At 47.3% G+C, this 21,507-nt stretch carries 19 protein-coding genes; 5 read left to right on the forward strand and 14 right to left on the reverse strand.

Annotated elements, in window-relative coordinates:
- Positions 1-121 precede the first annotated feature (121 nt).
- The 3 genes from HNV11_RS16015 (at position 122) to HNV11_RS16025 (ending at position 3,083) form a co-directional block, all read left to right on the forward strand.
- A complete protein-coding gene (locus HNV11_RS16015; protein WP_171740620.1) occupies positions 122-1,279 on the forward strand; it encodes a sensor histidine kinase in 1,158 nt (385 codons plus the stop codon).
- A 40-nt stretch (positions 1,280-1,319) separates the two neighbouring features.
- Positions 1,320-2,090, forward strand: coding sequence for a LytR/AlgR family response regulator transcription factor (locus HNV11_RS16020; RefSeq protein WP_171740621.1), 771 nt, complete (start codon positions 1,320-1,322; stop codon positions 2,088-2,090).
- An 84-nt stretch (positions 2,091-2,174) separates the two neighbouring features.
- Entirely contained in the window at positions 2,175-3,083 is a 909-nt protein-coding gene (locus HNV11_RS16025) for an RluA family pseudouridine synthase (protein ID WP_171740622.1), read from the forward strand.
- 40 nt (positions 3,084-3,123) lie between these two features.
- On the opposite strand, the gene HNV11_RS16030 is transcribed toward HNV11_RS16025, so the two are convergent.
- Positions 3,124-4,155: an SDR family NAD(P)-dependent oxidoreductase gene (locus tag HNV11_RS16030; protein ID WP_171740623.1), complete on the reverse strand. Its 1,032-nt coding sequence runs from the start codon at positions 4,153-4,155 to the stop codon at positions 3,124-3,126.
- Between the two features lie 138 nt (positions 4,156-4,293).
- Positions 4,294-4,557, reverse strand: coding sequence for a hypothetical protein (locus tag HNV11_RS16035; protein ID WP_171740624.1), 264 nt, complete (start codon positions 4,555-4,557; stop codon positions 4,294-4,296).
- 206 nt (positions 4,558-4,763) lie between these two features.
- On the opposite strand from HNV11_RS16035, the gene HNV11_RS16040 reads away from it, so the two are divergent.
- Both HNV11_RS16040 and HNV11_RS16045 read left to right on the forward strand, forming a co-directional pair.
- Complete coding sequence (locus HNV11_RS16040) at positions 4,764-4,991, forward strand: hypothetical protein (protein ID WP_171740625.1); 228 nt, start codon at positions 4,764-4,766, stop codon at positions 4,989-4,991.
- A 269-nt stretch (positions 4,992-5,260) separates the two neighbouring features.
- Positions 5,261-5,515, forward strand: a complete 255-nt coding sequence (locus tag HNV11_RS16045; protein WP_171740626.1) for a hypothetical protein — start codon at positions 5,261-5,263, stop codon at positions 5,513-5,515.
- A gap of 932 nt (positions 5,516-6,447) precedes the next feature.
- Here the strand turns inward: HNV11_RS16045 and HNV11_RS16050 are convergent.
- The 12 genes from HNV11_RS16050 to HNV11_RS16105 all read right to left on the reverse strand — a co-directional run bounded on the left by HNV11_RS16050 (position 6,448) and on the right by HNV11_RS16105 (position 21,470).
- A complete protein-coding gene (locus HNV11_RS16050) occupies positions 6,448-6,642 on the reverse strand; it encodes a hypothetical protein (protein WP_240163482.1) in 195 nt (64 codons plus the stop codon).
- 34 nt (positions 6,643-6,676) lie between these two features.
- On the reverse strand, positions 6,677-7,618 hold the full coding sequence (locus tag HNV11_RS16055; protein ID WP_171740627.1) for a hypothetical protein: 942 nt from the start codon (positions 7,616-7,618) through the stop codon (positions 6,677-6,679).
- 10 nt (positions 7,619-7,628) lie between these two features.
- Positions 7,629-8,492: a hypothetical protein gene (locus HNV11_RS16060; protein WP_171740628.1), complete on the reverse strand. Its 864-nt coding sequence runs from the start codon at positions 8,490-8,492 to the stop codon at positions 7,629-7,631.
- Positions 8,493-8,541: 49 nt separating this feature from the next.
- Positions 8,542-12,084, reverse strand: a complete 3,543-nt coding sequence (locus HNV11_RS16065; protein WP_171740629.1) for an Ig-like domain-containing protein — start codon at positions 12,082-12,084, stop codon at positions 8,542-8,544.
- A 31-nt stretch (positions 12,085-12,115) separates the two neighbouring features.
- Entirely contained in the window at positions 12,116-13,372 is a 1,257-nt protein-coding gene (locus HNV11_RS16070; protein ID WP_171740630.1) for a hypothetical protein, read from the reverse strand.
- The gene (locus HNV11_RS16075; protein WP_171740631.1) at positions 13,369-14,304 is read right to left on the reverse strand and encodes a hypothetical protein; all 936 of its coding nucleotides are present in this window, start codon (positions 14,302-14,304) and stop codon (positions 13,369-13,371) included. The genes HNV11_RS16070 and HNV11_RS16075 overlap by 4 nt, the downstream gene beginning before the upstream one ends.
- Positions 14,301-15,644, reverse strand: coding sequence for an OmpA family protein (locus HNV11_RS16080; protein ID WP_171740632.1), 1,344 nt, complete (start codon positions 15,642-15,644; stop codon positions 14,301-14,303). Before HNV11_RS16080 ends, HNV11_RS16075 begins: the two co-directional genes overlap by 4 nt.
- An 8-nt stretch (positions 15,645-15,652) precedes the next feature.
- Positions 15,653-16,822 (reverse strand): hypothetical protein, encoded by a 1,170-nt coding sequence (locus HNV11_RS16085; protein ID WP_171740633.1) that lies wholly within the window; start codon positions 16,820-16,822, stop codon positions 15,653-15,655.
- A gap of 16 nt (positions 16,823-16,838) precedes the next feature.
- A complete protein-coding gene (locus HNV11_RS16090) occupies positions 16,839-17,657 on the reverse strand; it encodes a hypothetical protein (protein WP_171740634.1) in 819 nt (272 codons plus the stop codon).
- 494 nt (positions 17,658-18,151) lie between these two features.
- A complete protein-coding gene (gene mnmE, locus HNV11_RS16095) occupies positions 18,152-19,534 on the reverse strand; it encodes a tRNA uridine-5-carboxymethylaminomethyl(34) synthesis GTPase MnmE (RefSeq protein ID WP_171740635.1) in 1,383 nt (460 codons plus the stop codon).
- A 51-nt stretch (positions 19,535-19,585) separates the two neighbouring features.
- The gene (locus HNV11_RS16100) at positions 19,586-20,623 is read right to left on the reverse strand and encodes an oxygenase MpaB family protein (RefSeq protein ID WP_394353867.1); all 1,038 of its coding nucleotides are present in this window, start codon (positions 20,621-20,623) and stop codon (positions 19,586-19,588) included.
- 85 nt (positions 20,624-20,708) lie between these two features.
- Entirely contained in the window at positions 20,709-21,470 is a 762-nt protein-coding gene (locus tag HNV11_RS16105; protein WP_171742209.1) for an MBL fold metallo-hydrolase, read from the reverse strand.
- Positions 21,471-21,507: the final 37 nt, after the last annotated feature.

Here is a 21,507-nt window from a genome sequence, read left to right on the forward strand (position 1 = left end):
ACCAGCCATCGGCTCGAAAACCAATTCGGGGCACTCAGACTTTAGAATCCGGCATTCCGCCCGATTCTTTTTTGTTCGGTAAACACTATCTTTAGTTTTGCTATAAATCAAAAACTGGATTATGACGTACCGCCTGACGAACCGACAGAAATGGCAACTCGCCCTGAGCGTGTTCGTCGTATACTGGCCTATTCGCATATACGTTAACACAGGCACTTTCACGCAGGCGTTAGTTATTCGGAGTCTGCCCTTCTGGCTGCTGGAAATTCTGCTGAGTGTACTGTTCTTTTACGCCTGGATTACCGTAACCGAATGGATTCAGCAGGGGTTGTTTAAACGATTTGGGGAAGACTTTCTGATCGAATTCAAGTTACCGACCCAACTGGCCACCTTAGCCGTTGCGAGTGCGCTGGCCGTTGTGTTTAACATTGGCTTCTATATGCTCTGGCACGGCCTGGATGCCACCCTGGAAAATCGGTTCGGCTTCTACCGCGAGCAGGAATCGCGTCCGGCCCGTATGAACCCGCGTCCGGTATCGGAAGAACGTCTTCGTAACCGCGAACAGCGCCGGCGGGCCAATAATGGCCTGACCGTAATGGCGATGCTCGCGGCCTTTTACCTGGCTGCCAACCGCCGGGCCAACCAACGACTGGAAGATGTTCAGGTGCGGGCCGAACGACTCGAAAAAGAGAACCTACAGGCGCAGTTTGCCGCCCTGAAGAGTCAGGTCAACCCGCATTTCCTGTTCAACAGCTTAAGTATTCTTTCCTCACTGGTACACGCCGACGCCGATCTGTCGGAACGGTTTATTGACCAGTTGTCGCGGGCTTACCGGTATATTCTGGAGCAGAAAGATAACGAACGGGTGCTGCTCAGGACCGAACTAGAGTTTATTCAGGCCTACCGATTTTTGCTCAACATCCGCTTCGAAAACAAATTTGATGTGGTTATCAACGTTCCCGAAGCCGATCAGAACCGGTACAGCATTGCGCCCCTGACGCTGCAGCTTCTGGTCGAAAACGCCGTTAAGCACAACCGCATGTCGGCCAAAGAACCGCTGCAGGTGCATATTCACCTCGACGGCGAATCGTTGCTGGTGCATAATAATTTCCAGCCCCGCCCGCAGTCGGAAACCTCAACGGGCGTTGGTCTGCAGAATATTGTGAACCGCTATGCCCTGCTCACCGACCGGCCTGTCTGGATTGGCGAGAACGAAGGCAGTTTTATTGTTAAAATTCCGCTGCTCAGCGAACGCGTCAAGGAGCCGGTGAGCGCCTGATCACGGCTGTTCTTTTATTTGCTCTTCTTACTCTTTGCCCATGAACGTTGTCATTATTGAAGATGAAAACCTGACCGCCAAACGCCTGGAAGGATTACTCCATAAGTACGACCCAGCCATACATGTTCTGACCCGCATTCCGTCGGTAGCCGACGCGGTAGCCTGGCTGGATGCTCCTCACCCCAGCCTTGATCTGGTCTTCATGGACATCCACCTCGAAGACGATCTGGGGTTTCGCATCTTCGAGCAGGCCAGCCTGACAACGCCGGTCATTTTTACGACGGCCTACGATGAGTACATGATTCAGGCCTTCAAGGTTAACAGCATCGATTACCTGCTCAAACCCATTAATTACAATGAGTTGGTGGCTGCTATCGAAAAATTCAAGTCGTTCAAGCAGCAGTTTGGACAGACCAGCGCCCCCGATCTGGAAACGCTGCTGAGCTTGCTGGGCAAATCCAACCAGACCGACTTCAAGGATCGGTTCATGATTACGGTCGGTAACAAGATCCGGAGTATTGAAACAACCGATATCGCTTATTTCTACCTCGAAGAGAAAGTTGTGTTTCTGGTCACCAAAGAGGGACTGAACCTGCCGGTTGACTACAGCCTGGACAAACTGACGCAGTTGCTCAATCCCCGGCAGTTTTTCCGGATCAGTCGTCAGTTTCTGGTTTCGCTGCCGGCCATTCAGACCATCCATACGTTTTCAGCGGGCAAGCTCAAACTCGATCTACAGCCTAAATCCCGCCACGAAGTCTTCGTCAGTGGCGACCGAATCTCTGAGTTTAAGGAATGGCTGGGGAAATAAGTAGTGGGTTATGCGCCGGGCTGCCGTACCTTTGCGTTACGTTTCTGACCGGCTGCCGGTTAGTACGGACTTACTGACAACGCAATGAACAATCAGCCCGAAAAGCCACAACGGCAGCGCGGCCAGCGCACGGACCAGCAATTTACCGTTTCGGAACCCGCCGAACTGATGGCGTTTTTACTTGCCAAACTACCGCACAAGAACCGGAACAACATAAAATCGCTGCTCAGCAACAAGCAGATTCTGGTTGAGGGGAAGGTTTATACGCAGTTCAACCATCCGCTACAGTCCGGTCAGATCGTGACGGTGGCGGCCAACCGGGCGCCACAAACTACGCAGTACCGGGGACTGACGCTGCTTTACGAAGATGCCTACCTGATTATTATCAACAAACAGGCAGGCCTGCTTTCAATGGCGACCGACAAAGAACGGGATCGCACGGCGTACAGCATCCTGAGCGATTATACCAAGAAAGAAAATCCGCGCAACAAGATCTTCATTATTCACCGGCTCGACCGCGAAACCTCGGGCGTAATGATGTTCGCCAAGAGCGAAAAGGTGCAGCGGCTGATGCAGGAGTCCTGGAATGCCACCACCAAGCAGCGAACCTACGTAGCCCTGGTAGAAGGGGTGCCGGAGCCGCCCAGGGGAACAATTACGTCGTATCTGCGGGAGAGCAAGGCCCTGATCGTGTATTCGAGCCAGAACCCCGACAACGGGCAGCTGTCCGTCACCAATTACAACGTTCTGAAAGCCTCAGCCGATTACGCCCTGCTGGAACTGGAGCTGGAAACGGGTCGTAAAAACCAGATTCGGGTACACATGCAGGACCTTGGCCACCCCGTTGTGGGCGACGCAAAATACGGCGCAACTACCGACCCAATCGGGCGACTGGGACTGCACGCCGAAACGCTGTCGTTCGAGCACCCTATTACCGGCGAGCTGATGCGGTTCGATGCGCCCATACCAAAGGTGTTTCTGCGGGTCTTTTAGCGCAGGATTCTCTCCGGTTACGGGCTTTGCCAATCGCTTTTTAACGGTCTATCTCATTGTTCTGCTCAGCCGCTTCATTGGTCAGATTAGTCAGGAATGATTGTGATAACGGTGTTTCGCTGTCTTTACCCAAGGCACGCTGTTCACCTATACCACCTGGATCGGGCAGGAACGTGTTGAGAACGCCCATGGTCTCACCAATCAGGTTAGGGGCCAACCCCTCCAGAGCGGCCCCGATCTTTGCTGTCAGGGTAATAATTCGTTCGGCCTCGCCATACCGACAGGCGTCGATAACCTCGCGGGCGCACTCGCCGGAATCGATCGTGACGAACGGCAGCGAATCGCCAATCTTGAAAACAGCGTATTCCTTTTCGTTCTGCCCTTTGTAGATGGCGTTACGTGGGCTACCCGTCCGGATCAGGCCGGGGCAGATTGTGGTTACGTAAATATCATCTTTCAGCAACTCGGCCCGAATACCTTCCGAATACCCAACGAGCGCAAACTTGCTGACGGAATACGGAATCAGATGGGGTATGGCCACCTTACCCCCGAAGGAAGCAATATTAACGATCCTTCCCGACTTCCTCATCCACATATGGGGCAACACCGCATTGATCATGTGAAAAGCCGACCAGAAATTAGTATCCATCGCTTCGCGGAAGTCGTCTTCGGTGGCGTGTTCGTAGGGTGTTACGACGATTATACCTGCGTTGTTGATCAGCACATCCACCGGGCCAATGGCCTGCCGGGTGGCTTCAACGAACCACTCCACCTGCAGCTTATCCGTAATGTCGCAAACCTGCGTGAAAACCGTTACGCCGTACTGCTCTAACTCCGACTTGGCGCGATCCAGTTCGTCGCCGTCGCGGGCGCAAATCGCCAGGTTGGCTCCCTCCTGAGCCAGTAGCCGGGCCATTTCGAGACCTAAACCGCGCGATCCGCCAGTGATAATAACCGTTTTGTTACGAAAGTCAGTCTTTCGCTTCTGGGCCAGAAAGGATTTGGTTGCGGCCCATGCACCCACACCGGCCAGCCCCCACAACAGGGCTTTTGTTTGAACAGAGACACTCATGGCTTTTTTGCTTCGTTGCTGTATGTTTAACGAGCTGGTAGCCGGAAGGTTACGACTCTGAGTGAATGGAGCGTTCCTGAAAGCTACACTGCCCTGATTATTTGTCTCTGCTTATAGTCCATATTACGCATTCGGAGGTTAACGGTTCAGAATAACCAGATTGGCGGGCGGTTGCCAGGCCCCATTTGACCAGGTAAACTCAAACGACTCGGGCCCGATGCTCCACAGAACCCATTTACCGGCGTTGATGGTCTGGCTGGTATTCTGTCGGTACTGCCGGGCGGTGATGTTTACCGACTGAGCCTTCTGATTATCTGTACCCGCTTTGGGTAAACTGTTACAGGCCGTTTCATACGCTTCCTGCGTCACGATGTATTCAATCTGGGGGTCCTGGCGAGCCATTTTTATTCGGGTGATTTACCTACTAACACACGATATGCCGGAGTGTTCTTCCGGGCACTGCATAAACCCCAAAGGCCTATCTCATCGTTGTCCGGGAACCTACCCAAATTTTATTTCTTCTGTATAAAGCAACCACGGGTTACCTTTCTGATTATTAAGCATTTAGGGTAGTCAGTTTCCTGATTAAACGCAAAATTTATACAACTATGAAGACTTCAGTTAAATCATTCCTTTTTGCTTTATCGGTTGTGGCGCTGACCACAGCCTGCTCATCGAACAAAACCACGGAGACCTCCTCGGCAACGACGGCGGTTAGTGATTCATCGGCAACGATGTCTACTGATTCCGCAACGATGACTACCGATTCGGCTTCGGCCACATCGCCTATGTCGACCACGCCCGCTTCGACCACACCCGGCAGCCTGACAAACTAGGCAGCCACCCGTTGACCATACATGCTAAAGGCTCCCGAACCAGGAGCCTTTACGTTTTATACGTTCTGCCTCAGCCACAATCGGCCTCTTGTGAGCCTCACCTTCCTGAGCCATTGATGCCGAACATGGCCTTCCGGTTCAGGCTATCTGAGAAAAAGCTAGCACTCCCCTGCCCAGGCGATACTCAAGTATTTAACCAGAGTCCGATAACTAAATAGGTTATCCAGGGTTAATTATGGACTATCGGTAATAATTTCAACACTTGGGATATGGGTACTTATAAACTAAAGCTGCCGCCCAGCGACTACCCCGCTGAACATGGCAGCCAGCATAAGCATGTATTTGCACAACCGGCCGTCACCCTGCTGCGGAATGCGGTCGAACAGGCCGTTTACGGTAACATTGAAACCGACAAATCGAATGACCCCAAGCGGGAGGAGACCATTAGTGCGTTAGCTACGCTCGGGCAGATGGGTGAGTTAACGGAAATGGATCTTGATGAGGCCAAAAAAGGTTATCTCTGACGTCGTACGGAGCCCCTTTTTCGCTACCAATTCTGAAACCAGGAGCCAACGGGTACTGCCTGTTGGCTCTAATAAGGACTGCATGTCACCCGCCCGGCCATAGGCCCATTAACTTACCCCGGCCAAAAGTTACCGATTACATATCGCCGGACTATTCAGTAGCTGCTCATACACCAATCTGCCGACACCAGCGCCAACGTATATATAGCCGGTAACTAGGCCGGTCAATCCTTTTTTGGCTCTTTGTCTGGCCAGACCCTGTTTTTGACTTAGCCTAACCAGCTAACCGGGCAATTTTACCTTCTGTGGAAAAGAATAACCGTTAAAAAGGAAATCCTAAAAAAAGTTATATATCCTGTCTTTATGTAAGTAGAATAGAGGTGATACAACCATCTAGGTCGGTTAATTTCATGAGTACATATTTTATTATAATCTCTGTTACCGGCTATCTGGTTTTATGCACACATTTCCTGAATTTATTTTTCAAGAGTTCATTTACTATCCGGCAGCGACTCTTCAATCTGCTTGCGGCTCTACTCTGCCTGACCGTGGCCGCCATTCTCCTGATCGGATTACTGCTATATGACGCCGAAAAGCTACCGGAGCCAAAAGCCAAATAACCCTCCATCAGACATTTAAGCAGTTTATGTAGCAGTGCTATTGTGCTGCTATTCAGTAGTTTCTACACAAGTAGTCCACAAACAACTGCCCCACAAAGCTTAATCATCATTTATGAAACAACAGCCTTATCATAAGCAGATAGTGCTTTGATCAACGCGTCGCTATGTAAGAAGCTATCGTTGATACTATTTATTTCGTGCCGTTGCTCAGCTCGATTTTCATCAAATACAGTGATTGCTTTCTTACTGCCATTCAGATGCAATCGACAGATAGGCTTGCGGTTATTGTCATCTAGTAATATGGCAAAGTACCTACCTTCTCAGCTTTCTTGGTGCCAATGTCGCTGATAAATCTGGAACAACTTCTAATGGATTGAATACGTCGTAACCAAGGGTTTGCAGAAATGGTAAGATAAGTGCGGTCTTGGTTGCTTCTTCGGTCTGGATAGAATCTTTCAAACGAGCAACCCGGTCGCCGAGTTGTCTAATCTGGTCTTTAAAATCCATATTGGTAAAGGTTTAAGTGTGTTAATGTCCATTTCTACTGGACTAGAGCGAGTCTATTACTACCAGCGCCACAATCCATACGATAAGTGCGGCCTTTTATCTCAACTGTCTTATCACAAGGACAGCAAGATGTTGAGTTCTTTTCTCTAACCTCATGTCTGCGACCTACATTATCTGTAGCAGTGTAATAACGTGTGCAGATATCACAACCTTCGCTACCTTCTATGATGGTAAGGTCACCATTAATTTTCGCCTGAGGTCTTCTAATAGGAGGATTAGCAACAGGCCTTGGCCGATTGACAGGTGGTGAAGCCGGTTTAGGTATCACATTAACAACCTCTTTAGGTCCAGGTTTTATCGTTGGTGGATTAACCAATAAAGTGAAGTTTGCTTTATCGTTTTCACATAGTACAGAAATAATCTTCTTTCTAACTTCATCGATCGAAGTATAAACTTTATGCGTTTTTTTATTCAGAACGTAATTATCCAACCCACCCTCACTAAAAACTATAATCGAGTCATTTATAGCTTTTGTTGAAATATACTCGGAAATTAGGTTACCTGCGTCTACTCCTGTTGCTGCCTTAACAGAAAACGCTTTAGGCACTTCTATTTCATCGAAATTCTTCTGTATAAGCCTACCTATAACTTTAGGATTACTTACATCTTTAGAACCTCCTTTTTCAATAGTTGTCTTTAACACAAACTCTTTTTTTTGATCTATACGCGCTAGAATAGGATCAAGGATAAAAACTCGGTTACAATCTTTACTCTCAGAAGTTACTACTGCACATAACTCCCGTATACTCTCAGGAAGCCTTCTTTCATCGTCATCATACTCAATAGCAAGTGAATCTACAAGAGCAATTTTTAATGCACTTCTGTCAGGTGCCTGTAATGGATCTCCTTTATCACAAGTAGATGACATTAGAGCAACCATAGTAATTAATAAATAGGTAATCTTGTTAGCTTTCATATCGTGTGAATTAATTTATTTGGAGTATTTCCATCTGCCGTTGCAAGCCCCTTCTAGCAATAATTCCCTGTACATCAAAAGGTTGCCTTACAATTAAGCTGGCTAATTCTTTATCTGTTATTATACCACATGTTTCAAGAAATAACCTATCATCATCTGATTTGAATATATGGTGATTTCCTGACGAGTCTGGTTTAGCGTCAATTGTTGTTCCCTCAGAAAAGAGAGGCTGTATAATTTTTCCAGTTTTATCCTTGTAAGCTATACCTCCAGATGAAACATAGCTGCTATATTCTGACTGAATTTTGTAATTAAATCGAGAAGTATATAAGAAATAGCCTGTGTATGCAATGTGAAGTATCGCGCCAAGTAAGTAGCAAACTAATACTGCGCCTGCAATAGCATCCGGAGTCATGTATGCATCGTAAAAGAAGTAGAATTTTAAAATTCCTGATGCCAGTATTAAAATATAAAAGGTATAAGTATAAAAAGTATAACGGCTAATTCTTCGTTTCAAGTCTTCTTTCATAACTTCCCTATCAGCATTTACTAATTCATTTTTGCATTTACAAATCTTATCATGCCATATATGTGAAACAACAGCTAAGAAAATATCAATAAAAATAGCAGCTGCAATAGCTTGCCATAAAACACCTTCTTCTATCCCATAGATAGTTGGTATAATCTCCAACAGAAGTATTGCGAAAAAAGCAACCATCTGAGTTGGGTAACCCACAGTTTCAAACAAACCTGGTAAGGCGACTCCCCCGAACGTACGTTTACTTTTCTTTGTGTACAACCAAAAATTTTTTGTTTCTTTCGACGGCACAAAATCTTGCCCAGGTGGAAAATCAAATTGCTTGAAGCTTAGCATAGTAATATTGAAATTTATAGTGGTGATGTGTTTAAGGCTAATAAAAAAATTACTCTTTCACGATTTTTTGTGCCACAACACCGTTTTTGGGTGTTGATAATCGCAGGTAGTACGTGCCATCCGGTTGGTTTCCAATTCGCAATAACTCGGTCTGCGGTTGTCCTGTAGCCTGCCGTGTAATCTGTCGGATTACTTTGCCCTCGGCGTTGATAAGTTGCAAGTCAACCGTTTGTCTGGTCGGAGCGCTCCAGTCTACAGATATGTCGCCGGTTGTAGGATTTGGATAAACGTTAAGCCGAGAAGGCTCTTCTAAGGGCTCTACAGCTAAAGGAGTTCTAACAATTAAGGTGTAATTGTTTAATATGTTGCCTACGCCACAAGCACTTCTAAGATTTGTGATTGAATAGCTACCCGAAGTTCTAGGGTGTATCCACTCAACATACAGTGAATCTGACGTATTGATAAGTTTACCGTTCCAGTTATTAAAGGTCCAGGGTCCGTCTCCAGTAAGCCGTACTCGAATGGCCGTACTATCACCAGGATTTACATCTCCATCACCTGTAAGCCTAGCAGATGCTTTTGCCGCTACACGAACCTCCAGTGAACTATTAGCACTTTCACATTTATACTCATCAGTTTGAGTGACGTAATACGTACTCACGCCAGCCCGTTCCGTATTAGCTACTACCTGTACAAAAGGACTTCCACTATGATCTGCATTGGTATACCAAGTTAATTGTCCTTCCGCTATTGCCGTCAGGGGAGTATTACCCTGACCAATGCAGAAAGTAACCGGAGAAATTACTTTTGGTGCATCTGGCGTTTTTCGGACAATTAAAGTAATTGAAGATGGTGTGCTGGTGCAACTTCCTGCCTTTTGAGTTACTGAATAAACAAAGGTGCCAGGCTGGGTTGTAACTGGTGTAGGGGCAATTTCACTGTTGCCGTTTATACCAGGGCCTTGCCATAATAACCCGCTACCAGGTGAAGCGGTGAGAGCGCCAACTTTTGCAAACTGGCACACTACTTGGTTTGATGTAACAAGTGGTGCTGACGGAGGAGCAACTATAGATACGGATACAGGTTGCCGCAAGCTCTCACAATTGTTATTATCAGTTTGGGTAACATAAAAGGTTAGCACATTAGCTATATCTGTGAAGAATGCAGGCGATACCGTAGAGCCTGTACCACCTATTTGAGTGCTATACCATTTCAAATTTGAGCCACTAGCTGTCAGCGAACGAGGAACATCACCAACGCAGTAACGCACTGAGCCGGCAACGGGAAGAGCAGGGGCAGGTTGCACAACCTGAGTAATGGTAGCTCGCGGACTTTCACAATTATTAACTGTCTGACTTACTGAATAGGAAAGTATCCCCGATAGAGCGGTATTGGGCACCGGGGAGCCCGCTAATCTACCCGATTGGGTGTACCACGTTAAATTAGAGCCGGTTGCCGTTAAGGCAGTAGCCACTGCGAATTGACATACTGGACTGGGCGTCTGTACAGTTGGCGCGAACGGAATTGGGTGAATTATGGCCTTAACAGTAGCACGAGGACTTTCGCAGCCATTAACAGTTTGGGATACATAAGCAATCTGTTCTCCAGCAATTTGACTATTAATTACCGGAGGCTGCGAAGAACCCAGGCCACCTGTAGCTGTCGTATACCAAAGTGCGTTTGGCGTTGAAGTAGAAAACTGTCCTTGCGTACCCTGACAAACTGAAAGACTGCTTACAACTGGTGCCGATGGAAGTGCTTTTTGCGTTACGTTTATTGCGCTTAAAGCACTCTCACAGTTATTAATTGTCTGACTGACATAGTATAAACTTGAGCGATTATTAGGTGGTGTTGGCGCACTGGCTAACGGTTTCCCTATACCTTCAATGTACCATTTTAAGTTCACACCAGTTGCGCTTAATGGACCAGTTGTTGAACCTGAGCAGAAGGAGATGTCGAGTACTTTGGGTGCGTCGGGACGGCTGATGATTAACGGACTAGGTATCGAGTTAACGGAGTTGCTGTAGTCTATCGACCCAGGAATAGTGGATTCCTGCAACGTAACTCTTAGTTTGTAGCCAGTACCCACCTCCTGCATTTGAGGAATTGTTGCACCTATTGGACTCGTTCCAGCACTAACACCAATTATCTGAGCATTCTGGAAATTTCCATTTCTATCAGAAAGTTGTAATTGAGAGACGGAACCAGCAGGTAATGGCCCACTAACTGTAAAAGGAACATTAATAACAGAACCTGGACAATAGGTACCGGATAATGTACCCGTTGTGATTGTTAATTGATTAATTGTAATTTGAGCCGCCCCATTAATAATTGCGCTTGTTCCACAATTACTATCTCTAAAACCCAGTATAAAAGCTTTATCATAAGTAGTTGAAGAGAAAAAGGTTGGTCTGATTGTAATCGGGCTTAATGATGAAGTAACAGTCCGTATATAGTTCGGCGAATAAGCAGTATTATAATCCGTGTACGTAAATGACCAGGGTGGTGTACCAGTAAGTGCGACCACGACAGGCGCTGTCGTTCCGGCTGTAATCGTGGAACTACCCGATAAAGACATTGTAGCCAATGCTAATACATTAATGGTATCTGTCTGGCTTTCTACATTTGTTGCTGTGCTAGCAATTCGAAACCGATAAGCTCCACTAGTGAGCGTTGAAGGTAAGGTTGCACTGATGGGAGAGGTGGAGCTTGTTCCGGGCAAATCCTGTAGTGTAGTACCATTGGGATTCACTAACTGCACTTTAAAAACATTACCGGCAGGAAACGTACCAGTTGTTGAAAACGGAAAAACGACAGTAGAGCCCGCACAGTACTTGCCAGTATTTATGTTGCCTGCTGTAATAGTAGGATTGTTCGCTTTAACGGTGAACAGGCTACTCGCGCTTCCCAAAATATTCGTGATCAGACCTTGCGTTATTACGCGAACTCGATATGAGCCAGGGCTAATAGTACTGGGAAGGGTTGCTTTAATATAACGGGTTCCTCCATAACTAGACCCCTTCTGCTCACGCCCACTATACTGATCGCTGGAATTGAGCAGGTCTGTTACAAAAGCGCCACTCGCACTCAGTAGCTGAACCTTAAAGCTGTTAATGGCCAGATCTACAGGAAACGTACCGGCTCCGGTTCTATAGGAAACTGTAATCTCAGAACTAGGCGGCACATCAGTAGCTACAATGGCACTAATGGTAGTAATACTTAATGGCTTGACTGTTATAACAACAGAACCATAAACCGTTCCTGAGAAATTTTTGATTTTTGACTCATCAATAACAGTACTTTCAATAGGACGAATGAAAAAGAACCCGTCCTTGTCAACTGTAATTGTCTTATTCTCACCAGGCGAATCTATTTGAAACGAACGCGTACCAGTTCCCCCAAATTTTGCGAATATAGGAGCATCGCCAAATTGATTTCCTGCCTGAAAGACGTTTCCGTCAAATGCCAGGTCAGGACTGTCATTGGGATCGCCATAGTAGAGCGTCAAAGTTGTTTGTGCACTTGTGATAACCGAACAATTCAGCACAAGTAGTACAATCAGCCAGTATCGATTTGTAAAAATGTTGGTCATGTAAAAAGCTTTATCACTGGATTATCACCTACTATCGTACGCTTCGATGTTTACTAGCTTTTAACAGTTGACGGATACCATTGAGGACTAGTCCGCTGCCGACAATGCCACCGCCGTAAACAGCGTAAATACCCGGTTGGGCATAATTGTTAAATGGCATAGATGCAGCTGGCGATTCGCCGGGTTGCTGAGAAAGAGTTTTCCAGATTGCGTATTCTGCATTAAGCGACGTAAGCTGGCTCGTATAGTCATTATAATTACGTTGAAGCCAACTGTACCCGGCATAGCTGGCACCTAACGCAGCCGTTCCAGCAATAATCTGAAGCAAGGCTGTTAAGCGTCGAGTTGGAGCTATCTTACTGAAAGTCGAAATCGACCCATTAGGCGCTCTGAAAGCTAGATTTTGGTCGCTATTAGATAGGGTAATGCTGACAAAAGCTTGACTGGTATTATCAATCTTTCGGTACTGATAGAAACCCACCGGAACTTGTTCCGTAGTCGAACGGACAACATTAAGCCATCTGTTATCCCATTTGACTGTAACAGAGTCCTTACCTGTATTACTACTTCTATATAGAACCAGTTTACTGGCAATAGGCTTAGCCGGTCCAGTTGTTGTGACAACAACTGACTTTGTCTCGCTCGTAAGCCCTTCGCCCGGTTGGAGGAATCCAAGACGCACAATATAGGTACGCCATTTACCGTCAATTTTCTGTACCCGCAACTCAGCAACGCGCTGCACCGTCTGGTAATAACTATCGGATTGACTGTTTTGAGGATCGATATACTTTCCGCTAAACGTTGACGTAAAAAAAGCCTTGATATATGGATACGATTTGCCTTCGATAAGTGTTGTAATGAGCGCTGGAGAGAACTTGATTGTTGATGTATCGGACTTCGAATAATATATAGCCAAGTTTTTTAAGTACCGGTCTACCGGTAGGTCTGCGGTGTTTGTTGACGATGTATGCTTTGGGTCAATGTCATCTTCTATAACAATCGCATCATTATAAAAGAGCTGATTTGAGTTAGGCAGGTAACTATCTTTAATGGCTTTATCCAACTCAGCCTCGCTTGGAATTGTGGATGTTACAAGCTCCAATAATTCTTTTAGATTATTGATAGTAGTCTTAGCCTGGAAAGTAATTTCATCCCGGTCTCGTTTGGTAATGGTTGTATCGCTGTTGTTAACCTGAGCAACGTAAATCTTTTTAGCGCCATTCTGTCCTAGCACCGGCGTTCCGATCGTTATCAGGATTAGTAAAAAGAAGATAAACGTGTTTCTCATATGCAGTTGGTGTAAACAATATTCTGTCGGGCTCCGTCGCTTCTGGCATAGCCTAATGTATAGCCCGTTTTCGTGTATGTGCGTCTGTATTCGAACTTCTGATTCTGAACGAAACGTCCGTTTTGCGTTTGCACGATTGTGTTCGCTATTAGATTGTGAACGAAGGTATGCCCGCCAAGATCGGGTGATGGGATACCGCGAAACTGGAGTTGTGTTTTATTCCAGTAGGGATAGTTATCGTAGGAGTATGTACGCATTATCTGACTACCGGCTAATGCGGTAGAGTCACTTACAAGCTGCCCCTTATTATCAAACTGATAAGCTATTGTAGTTCCGTTATTTAGTATCCGCTTCGTGATTTTCCCGTTGGTGACAACCGCTGTTGTCGTTCCTGCTTCGTTAACTTGTACTAGCTTACCAGTACCGTCGAAGGTATAGCTCCGAACGGGTTGTTGCTGCGCGTTGGTCTCGACGTATGTTTTTAGCTTACCGTTTTCGTAGGTATATTTAGTATAGCCAAGCGTTTGTCCTGAAAGAGCATTGCCTATGGCCACTTGCTGGATAAGCCCGTCCTGGTAAGTATAGATATAGCCTTTACTATCCCGTGTCGAACTCCCCCCCGCTGTGTAAGCCGTCGTTTGATCGACCTGGGAAACCAGATAATGGTCAGCCGAGTACGTAAAATTCTGTCGGCTATTGGTTGTCATGATACCGTTTGTCCATTGGCGATACGTAACCTCCTCAACGTGACCGAAGCCATTATAGATGTAAGTTGTTGTATCACGGATACCTTCGTTGACGACAGCGATTCGGTATATCTGGCAAGTTCCAGGAATGGCAGACTTTGGTATAATCGGCTCCTGGTGGCACCCGATAGCACCAGCCAGTAGAATAAAGCTGAGAAAGAGCCTGGTTGAATAATGTTTTTTCATTGAGCTGTCCTTAATTTTAATGATACCCGCCGGTTAAGCGCTCTATTATCTTCAGTATCATTAGGTGCGATGGGCTGACGGCTGCCAATGCCATCTTTTGTCAGTAAGTTTTCGGCGACACCCAGGTTGGCTAAGAATCTTGCCGTGACAAGCGCCCGGTATATGGACAGAGTCTGATTAATTTGGGGGTTGCCTACATTGTCAGTATGGCCAGTAATCTGAAGCGTGTACGCTGGATGACTTTTCATATATTGAGCTATCTGCCGTAGTACATCCTGCGAATCGGGACGTAGCTGGTAGCTGCCCTGCTCAAAATAAATCATGGGTAACGAGTCAGGAAGCGTCATCAACGGTTCTACTGTTGCCTTAACAGCCACGGGTACCGACGGGGAAACGGGTGCAGGTGTCGATACTGGATTCATAGACGGTTGGTCAACCGACATATAATTTAACCCCGTGTTCAGGTGAACCGGTTGGCGGATTACCTGAACACCGTAGTTTACCACCAATTCATACGGCCCTGGGCTTAAATCGTAGGCTACGTACTGATGCGGGTAGCCTGTCATAGCTACCAAGGCAACAGTTTTTGCTTTTGTTCGTAATTCACACCGCGTTGCTTCGGGCGCATTAACAGAAAACAAAGTCAATTCACGCTGCAGCCGTATTTCATGGCGTAGAAATTGTCCATTTAACTGCTCAACAATCAGATTGCCATCGTAGGGTTGATAGCCAATGGAGCGAATCTCTAACGCGATAATATCTTTCTGGTCAAAATCGCGCTGAAGCCAGCCTTGTGCGTTGGTGCCCAGACAACGTTTCTCTCCCGTTTTCGTGTAGAAAAGGCAGACCGTAGCCGAAAGTGGTTTACCTTGAATCGCATCAGTAATCAGAAACGTATTATGCTGAACACGGTTATTGTCCCTGACAGATTGGTCAGTTATACTGTCCGTTTGCACATAACTGGTCTGCTCCGTTTGCAGATAAGGCTTATCCTGATTCTGCCTATCAACGGGTATTAAGGGGATTAGAACAGTAACAGGCATATTCTGCTGACTGGGGAACAGACGAATTGGAATAGTGTGTGATCGGTAACCGATTCGTTCGATATACAGATCCGTTGTGCCACAGGGCAAGGCCGCCGAGAACGTACCCGATTGGCTACTTGTGCTTATCTTCTGCCGACCGTTAAGAGTTTTCGCCACTAATTGGGCTGCGTTTAGCGGCTGGTGAGTGGCAAGATCAATTAGCCTTCCCTGTAAACGAAAACACGATGAATCTACTTGCTGACCTTGTGCCAGCAAAGAAATTACAGATAGCCATATCGTTAAGAATCTGATCAAGGGTATTCTTAGTATTGAGCAGATACACCAATAGAGCCCAGCAACAACCCCCACTTAACTTCGTCTTGTCCGTCTTCCGTTTTAACGTACCGTTCAAGTTTTACACGAACGTTCTTTTGAGTAATATCACTATAGACTGTATTATTCCCATAACCAACAAAGGTTTGCTGACCCGTTATCACTCCGTAGTAGTTCCCGTCTGCAGCCTGAGAAAGCTCTTTGAGGTATTCTATTTGAGTCCACTGAATGTCAACGGACCTATAGTTTAACCGCTTTAAGTTGGTCAGATAGGTTCGAATAGGATACCGACGTGAGCCGGGTTGGCTCTTGGAAGTTACTTCCATAGTAGCGGCTGGCATGAACAAGCTTACAGCCTGGTCAATTGCCTGGTTTCTTTCGTAATCAGAGTACGATTTGTTTGCAATAATTTTCAGGTAAGAAGCAAATTCCTCTACCTTATCAAGAGCCTTTTTGCGGTAATACTGATAGTCTGCAGCGCTTAAGACCAGTTTATTAACCCTATTAATAGTAGATGACGTAACCGACGATGAACTAGGCTCCTCTGGTTGAGGAGGGGTTACCGGAACTGGATCAGTTCGGGTACCTGAAGTAGTAGTTATATTGGCTGGAGGTGAAAGCGTCTGTGGAGTAGCAACCAGTGGTTTTTTTACGGTAGCCAGTAGTTGAGCAACTTCGCCTGCGTCCCGAATCAGGCTATGCCGTCCATCATTATAAAGGATGGCAATGAGCTCTCCCTTGGAGATTGAAGCTGATTTTCCCTCATTCGTCAGGTAGTTAACGATAGCATCATTCTCATACGAAATTTTTGCCGGAATGACTTCAAATGGAACAGCACGCAGCAAGAAGTCTTTATCCTGCCAGGCAGTTGCTGTCAAAAAAGTTTCCAGTTCTTTTTTGGCTTGGGTCTGATCAGCGCTGAGCTTTTCAATGACCAGGAAATTACCTTTCCTGAAAGCAACCAGTATGTTCTGCCTCTGGAAACTGTATGTGCTGAGCTTATCGCTCTGCTGCACGGTGAATGTAATCCGATCGTCGGCTATATCCGTAAGCCGTGCGTTGTCAAGTCGGTTACCATTCGCCGTATAAATTACTTCCTGAGCCAGAAGCTTAGATGTAATACCTACCAGCAAATATGTAAAAAGTAGAAGTTTTCTCATGTAGTCTAGTTTAATGCTAGCGCATGGTTTGCACTAACTGATGAGTGGCATTAGCTATGAACAGTTCCAGTTCGTCCTGATCCAGTGTTTCCTGAGGTTTCCGACTGAGTTTCTGTAGTTGTCTCAACTCGCCTGGTTTTAACCAGGGGCTGTCAGTAAAATGTCCTCGGGGGCTCCCCTTTCTATACAATCCACGGCACCCATCCAGACAGGGAGTATAATGTATTTTATAGGAGCCAACTATTTCGTTGGTTTTGACATGAACCAGTTTAAATTCCACTGACGCGCCTACAGTACGATAACCGTTTATCGGTTTTTCTTCGTCATCAGCATAACATACGTTAGTAGTATACCCAACCAGATTATCAATTCGAACAAGTTCAAGAATTAAATCCGTATTGGTCAGCGCTGTTATCTTAGAGTAATCTATACTTTGATTATCATCGAGTACTTCATTGAATAAACCACGATCCCGAACGCTAAATCCCTCTTTAAAAAGCTGTTTCTCAATAGCATTATAGAGAGCGGTCTCATCGTATTGAGATTCAACATACTGTATTCTAGCCTTCGATCGTCCATTATTGATTTGCCTGACAACGACTGGATTTACCACCCCCGATTGTTGATTACCTGTGCCTTGGGTATTCGTTACGCCTTTACGGGTAATGGGGACCCTAAGCACAATTTTAGGAGATTTATTAACCAACATGATTTCGGTTAACACATCTGCAGAAACCAGTTCTGGTGGTTTCTGCGAGAAGCGTACTAAAGCTTTTTGGCTGCAGGCACTCTGAGTAAGTGAAGCAATCAACAAAAAGAAGTATCCGTATTTCATCTTGTTTTTCAGTTGATATTAAGCCAATCCAACACCATATATATTTTATTGGCTCAATAAATAATGCTTACAAGTCTATTCGCTCAACTCTTGTGCTATGCAAAAATAGATTTAAACATAGTCACAATTTTTTGGATTAGGGTACATTGTGCCCTATTATCCCAATTGAAAGCGTTTCTAGAAACTTAATTTATTTCTCGGTAGACAAGCACTACCCTACTATTAAGCCCTTCATACCTATAGTAGCATAGCCTTATATATAGTAGGGCAAAAACTTACCTTATACGAATTCGTAGTGTACATCTATCATATGCTAGCTCATTATCCATGACGATGTATTATTGACTTGCATCAGCAAATATCTGATTACGCTAATTGAATCACTTTCAAATTGGGGACTAAGTCTGTCGTATTCGGGACATTCATCTAAATTCAATAGAGAATAGCATTACAATAGGATAGAATGTCCTTCTTAGCATGATGCCTCACTATAGTTACTTTCCGATACAGAACTTGCTGAAAATGGAATCCAGAAGATCGTCGGTGGTGATCTGGCCGGTTAGCTCACCCAAGTGCTGAAGGGCTACGCGCAGGTCCATGGCAAGCCAGTCGGGGGTTGTGCCGGTGTCCAGCCCGTTTAGCGCCCGGGCCAAAGCTTCGTCGGTGCCGGTCAGGTGTTCGTAGTGGCGGGCGTTGGTCACTACGGCGCTGCCTGTCTGCACGGCTGCATCAGTCCGGACGCGAGCCGATAACGTAGATTTCAGATCATCCAGATGCGTTTGCCGGGCGGCCGAAATCCAGACGATACGCTCGCCCGCTACTTCTTCCAGCACCTGGCGTTTGCCGTCTGACAGGGCGTCGAGCTTATTGCCTACCAGCAAATACGGCTTGCCTGATTCGCGTACGTCGGCAACGGCGGTTTGCAGTTCGTCGGGGGTAATGTTCTTGGCATCGAACAGGTAAACGACCAGGGTGGCATCGCGCATTTTCTGCTGCGTTCGCTCGATGCCTATGGCTTCAATCTGGTCGGTGGCCAGCCGCAGACCTGCCGTGTCGATCAGCCGGAACCGGATACCGTCAATGAACAGTTCGTCCTCAATTACGTCGCGGGTGGTGCCGGGAATATCCGACACGATCGCTTTTTCCTCGTTCAGTAAGGCATTCAGCAGGGTTGATTTGCCCGCGTTAGGCTTACCAACAATGACCGTTGGCACCCCATTCTTGATAACATTTCCCGCCGAAAACGATTCAATCAGCGGATGCAGCACCCGCCGAATATCAAGCATGAGTTGCCGAAGCTGATCGCGGTGCGCAAATTCAACGTCTTCCTCGCCGAAATCCAGTTCCAGCTCAACCAGCGCCACAAAATCAATCAGTTGCTGACGTAACGTTTTGAGCTGTTTGGAAAAACCTCCGCGCAGCTGGGTCAGAGCGGCCCGGTGGCTGGCGTCGGAGTCGGACGCAATCAGGTCGGCGACGGCTTCGGCCTGTACCAGATCAAACTGGCCGTTCAAAAAAGCACGCTGGGTGAACTCGCCCGGCCGGGCGAGCCGGACACCTTCCTGGGTCAGCCGACGCAGGATTTGCTGGATGATAAACTCAGAACCATGACATGAAATCTCAACAACATCTTCTTTGGTGAATGATTTTGGCGTCCGAAATACCGTAACCAGCACCTCATCGATGATGCCGCCGTCGGAATTACGCAGCGTGCCAAAATGGGCGGTGTGGCTAGGCTGCTGGGTAAGATCTTTACCCCGAAAGATGCGGTTTGTCAGCTGGATAGCGCCCTCGCCGGAAACCCGGATAACGGCAATGGCTCCGATACCTGGGGCGGTCGCCAGGGCAGCAATGGGTTCTAACTGGAGTATAGACATGTCTGTGTAGGATCACTGTGCGCGTTTGCCAACCTCCAGGCCATACGGGCTTCACAGCGGAAATGTATTCGGGAAAATGGGCAGTCGATTGACGAGTCCCGCCAGTCGGGTTTCGACTGGCGCTTTTGGTACGGCAAGCCAGTCGGCATACTGATCGCCCAAGAAGAAACGCATTTCCCCGGCTGCCAGGTTCCGGACTGATTCGGGCCGGTCCTGTTTACTTACCGCGGCAATGGCGTTTAGCAGCGCCTTAGTCAATCCCGCACCCGCTTCCGAAGGCGCAAACTGGCGTTGGGCAATGGTTTGGTCCAGTCGGTATGCTTCCCGCAGATTTTGGGGGAGTAACTCTTCGGCAACGCCATTGAGATAGCCGATGACATTGATATGGTGCAGGTATTCCTCCTCATCCTGCTCCGTTGGCAGCTGGGTAGCCAAACTCTTCCCTATCTGACGCAAGCCCCGCAGGACAATGTAGGAAAACGCCAGGTTGGTTCCGGCCATATCTTCCTGGTTGACAGGCATTCCCCAGGCGTCGTTCCAGCGGCCACTGTGCAGCGAGAACCAGCGGGCTCCGGCATGGATCAATCGAATTTTGAGGGTTCGGGCAATGGCCTGGCCACTCGCCCACTCCTTCGGGTTATTCACGGCAAAGACCCACTCACCGGTTTCCTGCAAACGTCGGCTGGTATCGTTCTTAATCCGTTCAGTTAGCCAGAGCACTTGGGCTCCGTTGGCACCGAGGTAGCAGTAGGGCAGTGAAAAGCAGCCTAACGTCAGGCCAATAAGCCCCGCCTGTTTGCGAAAAAACGCCATTCCATGCTGCATCCGCTCCGGATCAGCCCATAAAGGCAGGTTAGCGTAATTGACAAAAAAGGATTGAACGACAGCCGGCTGCTCATCCAGCGCAAAATCCCTGGTATCGGTCAGCCAGCCCATTAGTCGCCGTAAACCGACTGAACCGCTGTCGTCAACAACAGCCGCAATGACCGCATCGGCGGGTTCATCGCCCTGCTGCCGGTAGCGACTTAATAAAGCATCAGAAAACGTTCGGGATGACTTAATGCGGGTTAGCATCGGGCGGTTACTCATGTCTAGAGGTAACGCGGGGTCTAACGAATTGGTTTGTCGGGGACACCGGCCGAAGCAGCTTTGTCCTTCGACCAGTTAGTCCAAATCAAAGCTTGATCTGCAAGCCATCGTACCCTAGGCGAATGCTGGGTGGGAGCTCTTTTTCAACTTCACGGTGCATACCCAGTTTGTGGCTGATATGCGTGAAATAAGTCCGGTCGGCGCCGATACGCCCGGCCATGGCAACCGCCTGATCGAGGGTGTAATGCGAAATATGGGGCTGGCGTTGCAGCGCGTCGAGGACCAGCACCTTTGTGCCGTAGACTTTTTCCAGCTCTTCGTCAGAAATATAATTGAGGTCGGTCAGGTACGTAAAGTCGCCGACCCGAAAGCCGAAAACGGGCAGTTTGTGGTGCATCACTTCAATAGGCACAATCTGCACACCCATCACTTCAAAAGAGGTATTGGTAATCTCATGAGCCCGGATTCGAGGGATGCCGGGGTACTTGTGCTCGGCAAACACATAGGAAAATTCGCGCTCCAGCTGCGTCAGCACCGACTGGCGGGCGTAGATGGGCATGTCGTGTCCAGACCGGAAGTTATAAGCCCGAACCTCATCCATACCGGCCGTATGATCTTTATGCTCGTGGGTGAACAGGACCGCGTCGAGTTGCTTCAGGTCCAGCCGGAGCACCTGCTGGCGAAAATCTGGGCCGGTATCGATAACAAAACTGCGGCCTTCTACAGAAATATGGACGGACGACCGAAGACGCTTGTCCCGATAGTCTACTGAGCGACATACCGCACATTCGCACCCAATTAACGGCACTCCCGACGACGTTCCTGTACCCAGCAGTGTAATGACCATACGAAGCGAAAGAGTGAACGAGCGAAAGAGTGACTGG

The organism is Spirosoma taeanense, from assembly GCF_013127955.1.
Classification (GTDB): domain Bacteria; phylum Bacteroidota; class Bacteroidia; order Cytophagales; family Spirosomataceae; genus Spirosoma; species Spirosoma taeanense.

Coding starts and splice junctions, on each gene's coding strand:
- HNV11_RS16070 (WP_171740630.1), bottom strand. CDS start 13,372: ATGAGAAACACGTTTATCTTCTTTTTACTAATCCTGATAACGATCGGA.
- HNV11_RS16065 (WP_171740629.1), bottom strand. CDS start 12,084: ATGACCAACATTTTTACAAATCGATACTGGCTGATTGTACTACTTGTG.
- HNV11_RS16025 (WP_171740622.1), top strand. CDS start 2,175: ATGAACAATCAGCCCGAAAAGCCACAACGGCAGCGCGGCCAGCGCACG.
- HNV11_RS16035 (WP_171740624.1), bottom strand. CDS start 4,557: ATGGCTCGCCAGGACCCCCAGATTGAATACATCGTGACGCAGGAAGCG.
- HNV11_RS16050 (WP_240163482.1), bottom strand. CDS start 6,642: ATGGATTTTAAAGACCAGATTAGACAACTCGGCGACCGGGTTGCTCGT.
- HNV11_RS16085 (WP_171740633.1), bottom strand. CDS start 16,822: ATGAGAAAACTTCTACTTTTTACATATTTGCTGGTAGGTATTACATCT.
- HNV11_RS16015 (WP_171740620.1), top strand. CDS start 122: ATGACGTACCGCCTGACGAACCGACAGAAATGGCAACTCGCCCTGAGC.
- HNV11_RS16100 (WP_394353867.1), bottom strand. CDS start 20,623: ATGAGTAACCGCCCGATGCTAACCCGCATTAAGTCATCCCGAACGTTT.
- HNV11_RS16040 (WP_171740625.1), top strand. CDS start 4,764: ATGAAGACTTCAGTTAAATCATTCCTTTTTGCTTTATCGGTTGTGGCG.
- HNV11_RS16090 (WP_171740634.1), bottom strand. CDS start 17,657: ATGAAATACGGATACTTCTTTTTGTTGATTGCTTCACTTACTCAGAGT.
- HNV11_RS16075 (WP_171740631.1), bottom strand. CDS start 14,304: ATGAAAAAACATTATTCAACCAGGCTCTTTCTCAGCTTTATTCTACTG.
- HNV11_RS16055 (WP_171740627.1), bottom strand. CDS start 7,618: ATGAAAGCTAACAAGATTACCTATTTATTAATTACTATGGTTGCTCTA.
- HNV11_RS16020 (WP_171740621.1), top strand. CDS start 1,320: ATGAACGTTGTCATTATTGAAGATGAAAACCTGACCGCCAAACGCCTG.
- mnmE (WP_171740635.1), bottom strand. CDS start 19,534: ATGTCTATACTCCAGTTAGAACCCATTGCTGCCCTGGCGACCGCCCCA.
- HNV11_RS16060 (WP_171740628.1), bottom strand. CDS start 8,492: ATGCTAAGCTTCAAGCAATTTGATTTTCCACCTGGGCAAGATTTTGTG.
- HNV11_RS16045 (WP_171740626.1), top strand. CDS start 5,261: ATGGGTACTTATAAACTAAAGCTGCCGCCCAGCGACTACCCCGCTGAA.
- HNV11_RS16030 (WP_171740623.1), bottom strand. CDS start 4,155: ATGAGTGTCTCTGTTCAAACAAAAGCCCTGTTGTGGGGGCTGGCCGGT.
- HNV11_RS16105 (WP_171742209.1), bottom strand. CDS start 21,470: ATGGTCATTACACTGCTGGGTACAGGAACGTCGTCGGGAGTGCCGTTA.